This window comes from Aeromonas sp. Marseille-Q5825 (assembly GCF_946892685.1).
Taxonomy (GTDB): Bacteria; Pseudomonadota; Gammaproteobacteria; order Enterobacterales; family Aeromonadaceae; genus Aeromonas; species Aeromonas rivipollensis.
Map to the genome: position 1 here is coordinate 479,279 of NZ_CAMPOU010000001.1, position 11,918 is coordinate 491,196.

Genomic DNA, 11,918 nt, shown 5'->3' on the forward strand with positions numbered 1-11,918 from the left:
CATGCAAAAAGGGGAGCCATTGGCTCCCCTTTTCTATGGGTGCGCAGGGCCTTAGGCGATGCGCTCGATCCGCGCCATGTAGAAACCGTCGAAGCCGGTCTCGGAGGGGCTGACAGTGTGGTCATCCCGCAGGCGATAGTTCTCGTTGGCCGCGAGGAACTTGTCCACCTGCTGGCGGTTCTCCTGGGGCAGGATGGAGCAGGTTGCATAGACCAGCAGGCCGCCCACCTTCACCATCTGGCTGTAGCGCTGCAGTATCTCTTCTTGCAGGGCGACCAGCACCGGCAGACGCTCGGCGGTATCACGCCACTTGGCATCAGGATTGCGCTTGAGTACGCCAAGACCGGAGCAGGGCACGTCCAGCAGTACGCGGTCGGCGCTCTCCTTGAGGCGCTTGACTGTCTTGCTGCTGGTGATGACCCGGGTCTCCACGTTGTGGGCACCGGCGCGGCGGGCGCGCTGCTTGAGGTTCTCCAGCTTCCACTCTTCCACATCCATCGCCAGCAGACGACCCTTGCCCTCCATCATGGCGGCGATGTGCAGTGTCTTGCCACCGGCACCGGCGCAGGCGTCGATGACCCGCATGCCAGGGGTCACTTCCAGGGCGGCGGCGACCAGCTGGGAGCCGGCATCCTGCTGCTCGAAGCAGCCATCGGCAAAGGCCTTGGTGCGGAACAGGGCGGCGTCAGAGGTGACCTGCAGGGCAGTCTCAACACCATCAACGGGAATGGTGGTGACATGCTCTTTGGCCAGAATGGCCTGCAGCTCTTCCCGGGTGCACTTGAGGGTGTTGACCCGCAGGTAGCGCTTGGGCATCCAGGCCAGGGCGGCACGCTCGGCAGGCCAGGCCTCGCCCAGCTGCTCGTTGCCCAGCTTCTCCAGCCAGGCAGGGCAACCATCCATCAGCACCGGGTTCTTCTTCGCCTCGGTCAGACGGCGGCGGAATGCCTCTTCATTGAAGCGATCCAGGGTCGGATTGTTGGGCTGGGCAATCTTGTGGAAGGCGTGCCAGCTGTGCAGCAGCGGCCAGACATTCTTTTCGGCCTGACGCACCTGGATGCCGGTCAGGAAGCAATAGAGGCTGAGACGACGCAGCAGGTCGCCGGTGACCAGGGCAATCCTTGCCTGTTCTTGCGGTTTGAGTTCGATGCCGGAGAAGTGACGGGCATAGGCGCGGTCCAGGGTGAGACCCTGACCGAGTACATCGTCAACAATGGCAACGACCAGATCCCCGAAACGGGGCAACAGTGGGGATTTGAGCATGAGATTAACCTTGGCCAAAAAAGGATGAACCGGCCCGTGACACAGGAGGGTTCTGAAACGGACAAATCCGCGCCATGATAGGGGCTAGACTGCATTGGTGCAACCGTCCCCATTCGGGGAATGTACAGAGGATGGGACTGGACTTCTCACCCGGGCAGGAAAATGATGCTGAGGCAGTTCAGGCGAACGCATGGAAAAAGGGATAATAAAGATGCAGTTGATGAAATACTCTCCGCTGGCGTTGCTGGTGGCCGGTCTGATGAACGCCACCGGCCTGGCCGCCAGTGAGTGGAATACGGTGGCGGCGCGGGCCACCGCTGCCGATGGCTATGAGGTGCGGGCCAGCCAATATCGCATTGCCACTGTGCCGGCCGATTACTTCGCCGGTTTGCAGGGAGGGGATCCTCGACTGACCCTGCCCCTGCCGGACGGCAAGGAGGTGACCTTCAACCTGCAGCCCTATGATCTGCTGCCATCGGATCTCGCCGCCAGGTATCCTGGCATTCTGGCATTCAAGGGATATGACGAGTCCAACCCGGTGGAGACGGGGCGCTTCGATCTCGGTCCCCAGGGTTTCCACGCCATGTTCAGCCACCAGGGCCGCATGGTGTTCGTGGATCCGCTCAGAAACGGTGACGGCTACGCCATCTATTACCAGCAGGATGCCCACAGCCGGCTGGAGGAAGAGGCGGACAAGGTCATCGGGACCCAGGCCAAGGCCCTGGCCCGTCAGGTCCTGGTGGATGGCAACCAGCGCAAGCGCTACGTCATCGCCATCTCGGCGGCGGGGGAGTACACCCAGTATCACGGCGGCACCGTCGAGGCGGGTCTCGGCGCCATCGCCACCCTGCTCAACCGGGTCAACGAGGTGTACCAGCGTGACGTCGCAGCCGAGTTCCAGCTCGCCAGCGGCAACGACACTATCATCTTCACCGACACCGCCACCGATCCCTTCAACAACGATGACGGTGACATAGATGCCAACGTCACAGTGCAGCAGAATGCACAGACCCAGGCTGGCACCAAGCTCGGCCCCTTCGACATAGGTCACGTGGTCAACACCGGGGGCGGCGGTCTGGCGGGGCTGGGAGTGCTCTGCACCGCTGAGAAGTCGGCGGGCATGACGGGCTCCCCCAATCCGGTGGGGGATGCCTTCTTCATCGACTACGTGGCCCACGAGATTGGCCACCAGTTCGGCGCCGACCACACCTTCAACGGCACCACCGGCAGCTGTGGCGGTGGCAACCGGGAGGCCAGCCAGGCCTGGGAGCCCGGCAGCGGCAGCTCCATCATGGCCTATGCGGGGATCTGCGGGGAGGAGAACCTGCAGGCCAACAGCCTGCCCTACTTCCACAGCAAGTCCATCGAGCAGATGCGGGCCCACATGGCCAAGGTCGCGAGCTGTGGCACTTCCCAGAGCCTGACCAACAACGCGCCCCAGGTCGCCGCCGGCAACGACTATGTGATCCCGGCCAACACCCCCTTCGTGCTCAAGGGCGCCGGGGCGGATCTGGATCAGGATCCCCTGAGTTACACCTGGGAGCAGATCGATCTCGGCACCGAGTCCTTCAGCGTCGCCAGCATGGTGGACGACGGCAGTCGCCCGCTGTTTCGCTTCGTGGCGCCGACCGCGTTGCCGGAGCGCACCCTGCCAAGCCTGCCCTCCCTGCTCTCCAACACCCTGGCGAAGGGGGAGGCCTGGCCTGCCACCAACCGGGCTCTCAACTTCCGCCTCACGGCGCGGGACGGCAAGGGCGGTGTCGCCAGTGACGACATGAAGATCCAGGTGGTCAATACCGGCAGCGCCTTCCGCCTGACCAGCCCGCTGGTGACCCCGCTGGGAGCCGGCGCCAACCAGACCATAGGCTGGGACGTGGCCGGCACCAACGCGGTCCCCATCAATTGCAGCAAGGTGGATCTCTCCCTGACTCGGGACGAGGGGGTGAGCTGGACCCTGCTCGCCAGCGGCCAGCCCAACTCCGGCTCGGCCAGCGTCACCATACCCGCCGGCAACGACGGCACCGCCAGGCTGAAGGTGGCCTGCAGTGACAACCTCTTCTTCGCCATCAGCCCGCTCAAGCTGTCGGTGACCCAGCGTGGGGATGAGGGCGGCGGTGGTGGCGGTGGCTCCCTCGGCTTCTGGACCCTGGCCCTGGCGTTGCTGGGCTGGCAACGGAGGCGGGCATGAGGCTGGCCGGCGTGCTGCTGCTCGCCCTGCTCGGCGGCTGTCAGGCGGATGCCGACACCCTGGATCAGGCAGTCAGTGACAGCCTGGCCCAGCAGGATTACCGGCTGATAGTACGGGCCGGCCGTGGCGAGGTGGCGCCCGGCATAGCGGCGGATCAGCAGGCGGCGGCCAAGGCCCGCTGTGGGGTGCGCTATCTGGAGGGGCTCGGCGATGTCATCAAGCCGGATCAGAAGGAGGCCCACGCCAGGCTGAGCGCCTATGCGGCGGAATATAACCAGCGCATGCTGGCCCATTGCCCGCCGATTGACGGCAAACCATAGGCAGGTGGCAAGCTGCAGACAGAAAAAGGGAGGCACAGGCCTCCCTTTCTGTTTTTGGTGCCAGCATTTGGGCGCCCCCAGGCTTGTACCCATGCCGTGCTCGTCGCACAATGCCCCCCATCCACAGCCGCACGGGCGGCAAAGAAAGAGAGAAGGAAAATCAAGATGATGGATGTGGCTGATCTGCGTCGTGAATACACCAGGGGCGGACTGCACCGGGCCGATCTGCCGGCCGAGCCTCTCGCCCTGTTCGAGAAGTGGCTGGCCCAGGCGTGCGAGGCCAGGCTGACCGACCCCACCGCCATGGTGGTGGGCACAGTGGATGCCGACGGCCAGCCCTGGCAGCGCACAGTGCTGCTCAAGCACTACGATGCCCTGGGCATGGTGTTCTACACCAACATGGGCAGCCGCAAGGCGCACCAGCTGGAAGGCAATCCCCGCATCAGCCTGCTCTTCCCCTGGCACACTCTGGACCGCCAGGTGCACGTGACAGGCCGGGTGGAGAAGATGAGCACCTTCGAGGTGATGAAGTATTTCCACAGTCGCCCCAAGGATAGCCAGATAGCCGCCTGGGTCTCCAAGCAGTCGACCCGCATCTCGGCCCGTGGCGTGCTGGAAGCCAAGTTCCTCGAGCTCAAGCAGAAATTTGCCAATGGCGAGGTGCCGCTGCCGAGCTTCTGGGGCGGTTTCCGGGTGGTCATCGATACGGTGGAGTTCTGGCAGGGGGGCGAGCATCGCCTGCACGATCGCTTCTACTACAGCCGCGAGGGGGATGGCTGGCACATAGAGCGACTGGCCCCCTGATGAACATAGCCCGGCTCAAGAACTTCACCGAGATAGTGAAGAACAACTTCAATATCTCGGCGACGGCGGAGAAGCTCTACACCTCCCAGCCGACCCTCAGCAAGCAGATGAAGATGCTGGAAGACGAGCTGGGGCTGGCGCTGTTCACCCGCAAGGGCAAGAACCTGGTGGGCCTGACCCCCATGGGGGAGCAGGTGATGGAGCTGGCCAAGGGGGTGGTGGCCCAGGTCGAACAGATTGGTCAACTTTCCCTCGGTGATCAGCTGGCCACCAGCGGGGTGCTGCGCATCGCCACCACTCATACAATGGCCCGCTACAAGCTGCCGTCGGTGATCACCGCCTTCTCCCACCGCTTCCCCGAGGTCAGCATCCAGCTGCATCAGGGGGCGCCGGCCCAGCTGGCACAGATGGTGCAAAACGGGGATGTGGAGATGGCCATCGCCACCGAGTCCATGCACCTGTTCGACGAGCTGGCGACCATTCCCTGCTACCGCTGGGGGCGCGGCGTTGTGGTGCCCCACGGCCATCCGCTGCTCGATTGCCAGCCGCTCTCCATGGCAGATCTGGCCCGTTATCCCCTCATCACCTATGTGTTCGGCTTCACCGGTCGATCCAAGATGGACAAGGCGTTCGGCCGTCATGGCCTCAGCCCGCGCATAGTGCTGACCGCCACCGACAGCGACATCATCAAGCACTATGTGCGCCTCGGCATGGGGGTGGGGGTGATCGCCACCTCGGCGTTCGACGAGGGGGACAGGGAGAGCCTGGTCTGCCTCAACATCGATCATCTGATCGCCTCGAGCGTGGCCCATGTCTGCCTGCGCAGGCACGCTCACCTGCGGGATTACATGTATGACTTCATCCACCTCTATGCCCCCCACGTGAGTCGGGAGACGGTGCAGCTGGCGCTCCTCAACCAGTCGACCCCCGCCAGTGCGGCGACCCTGCCCTGGTTGTAGCGCCGGATCTGTGCTGCGGCCCTGAATGGCAGAGACAAAAAAAGAGAGGCCATTGGCCTCTCTTTTGTTTATCGGTATGCGGGATTAATCGCGTCTGGTCGCCAGTTTGACAAAGATCTGGGCGCCGCTCAGCAGGCAGTCATCGTCCAGGTAGTAGGGGTTCCCATGCAGGTAGTTGCAGAGCCCCTGTTGCCCCTCAGGCTGCCCTGGTCGCCAGATTGACAAAGTCTGGGCGCCGATCAGCAGGCAGTCATCGTCCGGGTAGTAGGGGTTCCCATGCAGGTAGTTGCAGAGCCCCTGTTGCCCCTCAGGCTGCCCTGGTCGCCAGATTGACAAAGATCTGGGCACCGATCAGCAGGCAGTCATCGTCCAGATAGTAGGGGTTCCCATGCAGGTAGTTGCAGAGCCCCTGTTGCCCCTCAGGCTGCCCTGGTCGCCAGATTGACAAAGATCTGGGCGCCGATCAGCAGGCAGTCATCGTCCAGATAGTAGGGATTGGCGTGCAGGTAGTTGCAGATCCCCTTGGCCTGGCAGCCGCTGCCGAGGAAGAACATGGCCCCCTTGCGACCCGGGGTGGCGTTGATCATGTAGCTGAAGTCCTCGCTGCCTGTCATGGGCTGGCCCCGGGGGTTGATGCCCTCGGCCGGCAGCACGCCGGCGGCGGCCTGCAGCAGGCGCTCGCAGGCCTCTCCATGGTTCTCCACCGCCGGGTAGCCGGCATGGACCATGGTGGTCTTGAAGCCGCGCAGCTCGCTCTGGGCGACCATGTCCCTGAAGCTGTTTTTCAGGATCTGGTCGGTCTCGGCGTCCATGGCACGTATGGTGCCGCGGGCCTGCACATGATCGGCGACGGCGTTGGGGATGGTGCCGCCGTTGATCATGCCGCAGCCAAACACTGCGGGGCTGAACGGGCTGGTGCGCTTGGCGACTATGTAGTCCATGTCCTCTATGATGCGCACCGCCTCGCGGATGGCATCCAGCCCCTTGTGGGGGGTGGAGCCGTGGGCTGAGATGCCGTGCACATCCAGGGTCCAGGCCGAGCCCCAGGAGGACATGACCCCCTGATTGAACTTGATGGTGCCCGTCTCCATGGCGCCGTCGTTGTGGAGGGCGTAGATCTCGTCCACCCCCTTCATGCAGCCGAGCTCCACCATCTTCTCTGCCCCCGGCACCCGCATGTCCTCCTCCGCCATCTGGAAGATGACGCGAACGTTGTAGCGCAGCCGCTCCCTGTGCCCTGCCAGGAATTTGGCGGTGGTCAGGGCGATCGCCATGTGGGAGTCGTGGCCGCAGTTGTGGGCCATGCCCTCATGGGTGGATTTGAACGCCACCTCGCTCATGTCGTGCATCTCAAGGCCATCCATGTCGGCACGGAAGGCGATGGTGGGCAGTGTGGGATCAACGACCAGATCCCCGTGAAAACCGGTAAAGCCCGGATACTCGGTGATCTTGTAGCCAAACTCCTCCATCAAGCCCCGGCAGTAGGCGGAGGTCTTGAACTCGGCCCCCGAGTATTCCGGGATGCGGTGCAGGTGGTGGCGCACCTCGTGGCTGAAGTCGCGCAGGGCAAGGAGGTCAGGTTCGATATGGTAGTGGTTCATCAGATGATCCCTTGAATGGAGAAGCCGAGTTGGGCAACCAGCGAGGCGCCAAAGAAGCAGCAGGTGGAGACAATCATGAAGATGAGGATCACCTTCCAGGACATCTTCTTGAGCTCCTCGAGCTGACCGCCGACGGAGAGACCAGCGAAGGCCAGCAGCGGCACGCAGCAGGAGAGGAAGGAGATCTTCGCCACCGCATCGATGAAGAGGCCGCGCACCGGGGTTTCGGGCAGGCAGATGAGGATGCCGATGATGGTGGCATAGGCAAAGGCCGGCAGCGAAGAGGGCAGATAGCGCTTGGCCACCAGGGAGGCGAACACCACCAGGGACATGGCGACGAAGCTGTCGCCCATCAGCCAGAGCGGGGTGCCCGTGGTCAGGGTCTGGGTAAACATGGCCAGCAGGATCGCCAGAAAGACGAACCGCATATCCATCACGATGCTCTTCATGCTTTCTCTCCTTTGTCAGTCAGGGCATAGATCTTTTCGGCAAGGGGCAACCCCAGGTAGGTGAGGGAGAGGGCCCCCAGGGCAGACGAGAGCAGGTTCGAGGCGGCGGCTATGCTCAGCACCTGCTGGGCCAGCGCCTCGTCGAGGCCGTTGATCAGGGCGCCGGAGGCGGCGCTCAGCATGGAGCCTGAGCCCACGCCGGAGCCGGCGGCCAGGGCCAGCGGGTGCAGACCTGTGAGGGGCGCTATGCTGCCGAGTACGCTGAACCAGAGGGTGCCGATGACGGAGCCGCACAGGTAGATGGCGAGCACGCCTATGTACTCCTGGGAGCCGGTGCCGAACTTGCCCTGGATCACCGCGACCGAAGGCTCACGGCTGATGGAGGAGCAGGCCCCGATGGCGCGACGGCCGAAGCCGAATTTCACCGCCAGCGGAATAGCGATGAGGATGGGCAGCAGGTTGCCTATCTCCTGCAGGAAGAGCGGCACGCCGACGCTGAGGATCATCTTGAGGTTGGGGATGATCATGCCCGCATACTGGGTACCCAGGATCAGCAGGCTGAAGCCCACCATCTTGCCGCAGAAGCCCTCTTCCTTTTCGCTGAAGAGGCGCTTCCAGCCCGGGATGCGATCCTTGACCGGCTTGGCGGAGACTATCATGCCGATGATGACGGCAAAGAGCATGGGCAGTATGGGGATGATGGCGATGCCTATCCTGATCTCCTGTTTCCCGATGAGGTACTGGGCCACGAAGATCAGCAGGGCGGTCGCCAGGGTACTGACTAACACCGTTTTGAGGGGAGTGGTTTGCTGCATAGTGTGTTCTCTTGTTATGCGTTGTCATTCACGAGCGGCGCTGGCCGCTGCGAGATGGGGGCATGATAGGAAGGGCAGGGGGGCATTAATGTGACCGCCATCAAGCTGGCCATATGGCATTTTTTCATGGGGTATGCCGTTTAACCATGCTAAAGATATGGGTTAACAAACCATTAGCAGCCGGTTATGCTGCGCCGTTCGGCGGTCGCAGGGGGAAGGATGGAACTGTTGATAGAAGAGGCGCTCTGGCAGCCCCGCTGGCAGGAGGTGCTGCAGAGGTGGCAGGGGCAGGGCAACCGTTGGCAGTTGCTGCACGGCAGGCGCGGCGAGCAAGGGGCAGTGACCCCTGCGCCCTGGGCCCGCTGCCCGCCCGACGGCATCCTTTCGGCCAGCGGCTTGCTCGCCGCCTGGTTGGGGGAGGGTGAGTCACCCCTCATGACGGCGGACCCGAGCTGCCAGATCCTGGTTTCTGCCTCCAGCGTCCTCCTGACCCTGGCCAAGGAGAGCGGCCTGCTCACCCTGGGGCCCAATGGGGCGGATATGCTCCTCGGCGCCGATGGGGATCTGGCCGCCGCGCTGCAACGCCTGCTGGCCCGGCGCCTGACCACGCCCCTGCTGCGTGAACCCGGGGGCGCAGCCTCTCCAGCCCTGGTGCTGCGGCCGCTGCAAGCCGCTGACGAATCGGCCGTCCTGCGCTACTGCTCGGATGAGGCGCTCGCCCGCTACACCCTCAATATTCCTCACCCCTATCCAGCGGAGGCGGCCCGCGACTGGCTCGCCATGAGCGGGCGCAAGGCCGCCCTCGGGCTGGGGCGGACTTGGGCGCTGACATTGCCCATGGGTGATGAGTCGGCCCCCCTGCTCGGGGTCATCTCCCTGCACTGGCACGGCGAGTTGGCCTGGTGGGTGGGGGTCCCTTGGCAAAACCGCGGGCTGGCCACCCGGGCGGCGCGGCTGGTCAGGGCCTTTGCCTTCGAGCAGTTGCGCCTGCCCGCCCTGACTGCCCGCCACATGCCGGGCAACCTGGCCTCAGGCCGGGTGATGGCCAAGCTCGGCATGCACCATTGCGGGCGGCGGCCCGGGTCGGCGCGCCAACCCGCTGAACTGGATCATTGGCGGCTGGATCGCCCGCCGTGCCTGCCGGACGACCTCAAGGAGGCGCTGGCCCCTTGGCTCGAGGACGAGCGGGTGGCGGTGGCCATTCTCCATGAGGACGAAGTCGGGGGGCAGGAGGTGGCGCTCTTCATGGAAGGGGCCGGGGCGGACGGTGAGCGGCGCCTCCCCGCAGGGCTGACGGTCAGATGCTATCCACTCGCCTGGCTGGGGCCTGAGGCCCCCGGGGTGCAGGCCCATGGTGGTGGCGTCCTGCTCAAGGACAGGGGCGAGCTTGGCCTCGGGTACCTGCTGCGATTGCTGGAGCCTGGTGCTTGATGCTGGCAACGTCGGCGGGAAGAGGGGGTAGAGGGGGTATTGCGACGCTTGGCGCATGGATTGCCATTCGTTTTCCTGAGTCAGCCCTCCCATTTTCGGATAAAGGCGCTCAAGTCAGGAGCCACTTCTGTGAAATAATGGCCGTCCTGCTGTACGAGGAGTAACGCTGTATGTTGAGAACCGAGCGTCCCGGCGACATGCTGCCAGTCTTTGAGCTGGTGAGCGCCGCCTTTGGTCGTCCCGACGAGGCCGAACTGGTCAATCGCCTGCGCGAGTGTGGGGCCGCCGTGGTCACCATGGTCGATGAGGAAGAGTACGAGTTCATGGGGCACCTGATGCTGAGCCCGATCACCATTGACGGCCAGGAAGGTCCCTGGCTTGGGCTGGCGCCGGTGGCCGTCCATCCGGACTGGCAGGGGCAGGGCATAGGCTCGGATCTGGTGCGGGAAGGGCTGGACACGGCCCTCGAGATGGACTGGAAGGCGGTAGTGGTGCTCGGCGATCCGGCTTACTATGGCCGCTTCGGCTTCAGGCCCGCCAGCGACTTCGGCCTGCACTGCATCTACGAGGTACCCGCCGACTGCTTCATGGCGATGGAGCTGCAGCCCGGGGGGCTGGCCGGCCTGCAGGGCGAGGTGCTCTACCACCCCCTGTTCGATGAAGAGCCGGTGGAATAATCGCCTGAACACCATAGAAGAAGGACCCGCTAAGGGTCCTTCTTTATTTCAATTGCTGCCTCACTGGGCCAGAGACTTCAACTGCTGTTTGCCCGGCGGGTTGTTCCAGTCGATGGGGCCGTGGGTGAAGCGATACTGCAACCTTGGCAGACTGAGCTCCAGCCACTCCTCCCTGAAGTAGGCATAGCCCTGGTCCCAATCCGGGTCATTGGCCCAGCCAGTTTGCAGGAAATGGAGCCGGGTGCCCTGACCTTCGGGCACGAAACGCAGGCTGACCTGGGTCTTCTGCTGACGGATATGGGGAAACTGGGGCGGGAAATTCCAGCTGAAGCTGAGCAAGTCATGGGGCATGACCGCCATCACCCGGCACCCTTCACTGCCGCGCTCCCCCAGCGGGGCTTCTGGCCTGAAATAGATTTCGAAAGGACCGTTGGGTTCCGGCACCATCAGACATTCCGGCGCCAGGAAGCTGCGCAGACCGCTCTCCGTGGTCCAGGCCCGCCAGACATCGTCGATGTGGGCGGGTACCAGAATGCTGCCTTCTATTTGCTTGTTATCCATAAATCAGTGAACCTCAAACCAGTCATGGACGGGACCCAGGCAGTATAGCCCCTAAGGCGATAAAATAGGCAGCCCTGCGTCACAGCATCATGTATTCAAGAGGGTCCATCTTGCCGATTTGACACGGCGGCGGTATCCATCGAGAGTGGGAGGTAGTGAGCAGGCAAATCAAGGATGTCTTCATGATCAGAAAGATGCGAGAGGCAGATGAACCCATGCTGGCGCAGCTGTTTCTCAAGGGGAGGCGGCAGGCCTTCCATTGGGTAGAGCCCTCCCTGTTTAGGCTGGGGGATTTTGCCGAGCAGACCCGGGGGGAGCAGATCTGGGTGGCGGAGAAGGGCGGTACCCCCTGCGGATTCGTCTCCATCTGGGGTCAAGACAGTTTCGTGCATCACCTCTATGTGGTGGCCGACTGGCATGGGCAGGGAATGGGGCGGGCCTTGCTGGCCGCCGGGCTGGCCGGACACAAGCCCCCGGCATCCCTCAAGGTGGCCACCCGCAACACCACTGCGCTGGCGTTCTATCACCGCCTGGGCTGGCAAAACACGGACGAGACCGGCCACTGCGAGATAACGGGCCCCTGGCGCAGGCTGGTCCTGACATCCGGCGACTAGTCTCCCTCTCGAGGCACGCCCTCTGCCCCGGCAGAGGGCGGCAGCAGGGCCATCTCGCCCGCTACAGCGCCCCGGACAGGCCACCAGAGCCGGCTCAGGCATGAACGCAACCCACAAAAAAAGGCCACTTCCTGCGAAGTGGCCTTTTCCAAACGTTTGGGCTGGGGGATGTTGAACTAGACCGTTAATTATTTGATTTTAAATAAAAATTGCCAATTCAGAAAATTTCAATATGC

At 63.4% G+C, this 11,918-nt stretch carries 13 protein-coding genes; 7 read left to right on the forward strand and 6 right to left on the reverse strand.

The window, feature by feature from the left end:
• Positions 1–51: 51 nt before the first annotated feature.
• A complete protein-coding gene (locus tag OC537_RS02300; RefSeq protein WP_106887457.1) occupies positions 52–1,263 on the reverse strand; it encodes an RsmB/NOP family class I SAM-dependent RNA methyltransferase in 1,212 nt (403 codons plus the stop codon).
• Between the two features lie 211 nt (positions 1,264–1,474).
• Between OC537_RS02300 and OC537_RS02305 the strand changes: the two genes are divergently transcribed.
• The 4 genes from OC537_RS02305 to OC537_RS02320 all read left to right on the forward strand — a co-directional run bounded on the left by OC537_RS02305 (position 1,475) and on the right by OC537_RS02320 (position 5,534).
• Positions 1,475–3,451: a reprolysin-like metallopeptidase gene (locus tag OC537_RS02305; RefSeq protein WP_262108983.1), complete on the forward strand. Its 1,977-nt coding sequence runs from the start codon at positions 1,475–1,477 to the stop codon at positions 3,449–3,451.
• Positions 3,448–3,771: a hypothetical protein gene (locus OC537_RS02310; RefSeq protein ID WP_139744880.1), complete on the forward strand. Its 324-nt coding sequence runs from the start codon at positions 3,448–3,450 to the stop codon at positions 3,769–3,771. The genes OC537_RS02305 and OC537_RS02310 overlap by 4 nt, the downstream gene beginning before the upstream one ends.
• 165 nt (positions 3,772–3,936) lie before the next feature.
• Positions 3,937–4,575: a pyridoxamine 5'-phosphate oxidase gene (gene pdxH, locus OC537_RS02315; RefSeq protein WP_262108984.1), complete on the forward strand. Its 639-nt coding sequence runs from the start codon at positions 3,937–3,939 to the stop codon at positions 4,573–4,575.
• Positions 4,575–5,534 carry a LysR substrate-binding domain-containing protein gene (locus OC537_RS02320; RefSeq protein ID WP_262108985.1) on the forward strand — a complete coding sequence of 320 codons (960 nt, stop codon included), beginning with the start codon at positions 4,575–4,577 and terminating at the stop codon, positions 5,532–5,534. Before pdxH ends, OC537_RS02320 begins: the two co-directional genes overlap by 1 nt.
• 84 nt (positions 5,535–5,618) lie before the next feature.
• On the opposite strand, the gene OC537_RS02325 is transcribed toward OC537_RS02320, so the two are convergent.
• From OC537_RS02325 to OC537_RS02340, 4 genes are all read right to left on the reverse strand, one after another.
• The gene (locus tag OC537_RS02325; protein ID WP_262108987.1) at positions 5,619–5,870 is read right to left on the reverse strand and encodes a hypothetical protein; all 252 of its coding nucleotides are present in this window, start codon (positions 5,868–5,870) and stop codon (positions 5,619–5,621) included.
• A gap of 83 nt (positions 5,871–5,953) precedes the next feature.
• The gene (locus tag OC537_RS02330) at positions 5,954–7,135 is read right to left on the reverse strand and encodes a M20 family metallopeptidase (protein ID WP_262108989.1); all 1,182 of its coding nucleotides are present in this window, start codon (positions 7,133–7,135) and stop codon (positions 5,954–5,956) included.
• Positions 7,135–7,584, reverse strand: coding sequence for a hypothetical protein (locus OC537_RS02335; RefSeq protein ID WP_005339141.1), 450 nt, complete (start codon positions 7,582–7,584; stop codon positions 7,135–7,137). The genes OC537_RS02330 and OC537_RS02335 overlap by 1 nt, the downstream gene beginning before the upstream one ends.
• Positions 7,581–8,399, reverse strand: coding sequence for a DUF3100 domain-containing protein (locus OC537_RS02340; protein ID WP_163156139.1), 819 nt, complete (start codon positions 8,397–8,399; stop codon positions 7,581–7,583). The genes OC537_RS02335 and OC537_RS02340 overlap by 4 nt, the downstream gene beginning before the upstream one ends.
• Before the next feature lie 219 nt (positions 8,400–8,618).
• Here OC537_RS02340 and OC537_RS02345 point away from each other — a divergent pair, with 219 nt between their 5' ends.
• Both OC537_RS02345 and OC537_RS02350 read left to right on the forward strand, forming a co-directional pair.
• Positions 8,619–9,830, forward strand: coding sequence for a GNAT family N-acetyltransferase (locus OC537_RS02345; RefSeq protein ID WP_262108994.1), 1,212 nt, complete (start codon positions 8,619–8,621; stop codon positions 9,828–9,830).
• A 170-nt stretch (positions 9,831–10,000) separates the two neighbouring features.
• Positions 10,001–10,507, forward strand: coding sequence for a GNAT family N-acetyltransferase (locus OC537_RS02350; RefSeq protein WP_234678219.1), 507 nt, complete (start codon positions 10,001–10,003; stop codon positions 10,505–10,507).
• A 60-nt stretch (positions 10,508–10,567) separates the two neighbouring features.
• On the opposite strand, the gene OC537_RS02355 is transcribed toward OC537_RS02350, so the two are convergent.
• Entirely contained in the window at positions 10,568–11,068 is a 501-nt protein-coding gene (locus OC537_RS02355; RefSeq protein WP_025326286.1) for an SRPBCC family protein, read from the reverse strand.
• A 182-nt stretch (positions 11,069–11,250) separates the two neighbouring features.
• On the opposite strand from OC537_RS02355, the gene OC537_RS02360 reads away from it, so the two are divergent.
• Entirely contained in the window at positions 11,251–11,682 is a 432-nt protein-coding gene (locus tag OC537_RS02360; protein WP_262108999.1) for a GNAT family N-acetyltransferase, read from the forward strand.
• Positions 11,683–11,918 lie beyond the last annotated feature (236 nt).

What these genes read in the sequence shown, in the direction of transcription:
- OC537_RS02300 (WP_106887457.1), bottom strand. Translation starts at nt 1,263, where the DNA reads ATGCTCAAATCCCCACTGTTGCCCCGTTTCGGGGATCTGGTCGTTGCC.
- OC537_RS02305 (WP_262108983.1), top strand. Translation starts at nt 1,475, where the DNA reads ATGCAGTTGATGAAATACTCTCCGCTGGCGTTGCTGGTGGCCGGTCTG.
- OC537_RS02310 (WP_139744880.1), top strand. Translation starts at nt 3,448, where the DNA reads ATGAGGCTGGCCGGCGTGCTGCTGCTCGCCCTGCTCGGCGGCTGTCAG.
- pdxH (WP_262108984.1), top strand. Translation starts at nt 3,937, where the DNA reads ATGATGGATGTGGCTGATCTGCGTCGTGAATACACCAGGGGCGGACTG.
- OC537_RS02320 (WP_262108985.1), top strand. Translation starts at nt 4,575, where the DNA reads ATGAACATAGCCCGGCTCAAGAACTTCACCGAGATAGTGAAGAACAAC.
- OC537_RS02330 (WP_262108989.1), bottom strand. Translation starts at nt 7,135, where the DNA reads ATGAACCACTACCATATCGAACCTGACCTCCTTGCCCTGCGCGACTTC.
- OC537_RS02335 (WP_005339141.1), bottom strand. Translation starts at nt 7,584, where the DNA reads ATGAAGAGCATCGTGATGGATATGCGGTTCGTCTTTCTGGCGATCCTG.
- OC537_RS02340 (WP_163156139.1), bottom strand. Translation starts at nt 8,399, where the DNA reads ATGCAGCAAACCACTCCCCTCAAAACGGTGTTAGTCAGTACCCTGGCG.
- OC537_RS02345 (WP_262108994.1), top strand. Translation starts at nt 8,619, where the DNA reads ATGGAACTGTTGATAGAAGAGGCGCTCTGGCAGCCCCGCTGGCAGGAG.
- OC537_RS02350 (WP_234678219.1), top strand. Translation starts at nt 10,001, where the DNA reads ATGTTGAGAACCGAGCGTCCCGGCGACATGCTGCCAGTCTTTGAGCTG.
- OC537_RS02355 (WP_025326286.1), bottom strand. Translation starts at nt 11,068, where the DNA reads ATGGATAACAAGCAAATAGAAGGCAGCATTCTGGTACCCGCCCACATC.
- OC537_RS02360 (WP_262108999.1), top strand. Translation starts at nt 11,251, where the DNA reads ATGATCAGAAAGATGCGAGAGGCAGATGAACCCATGCTGGCGCAGCTG.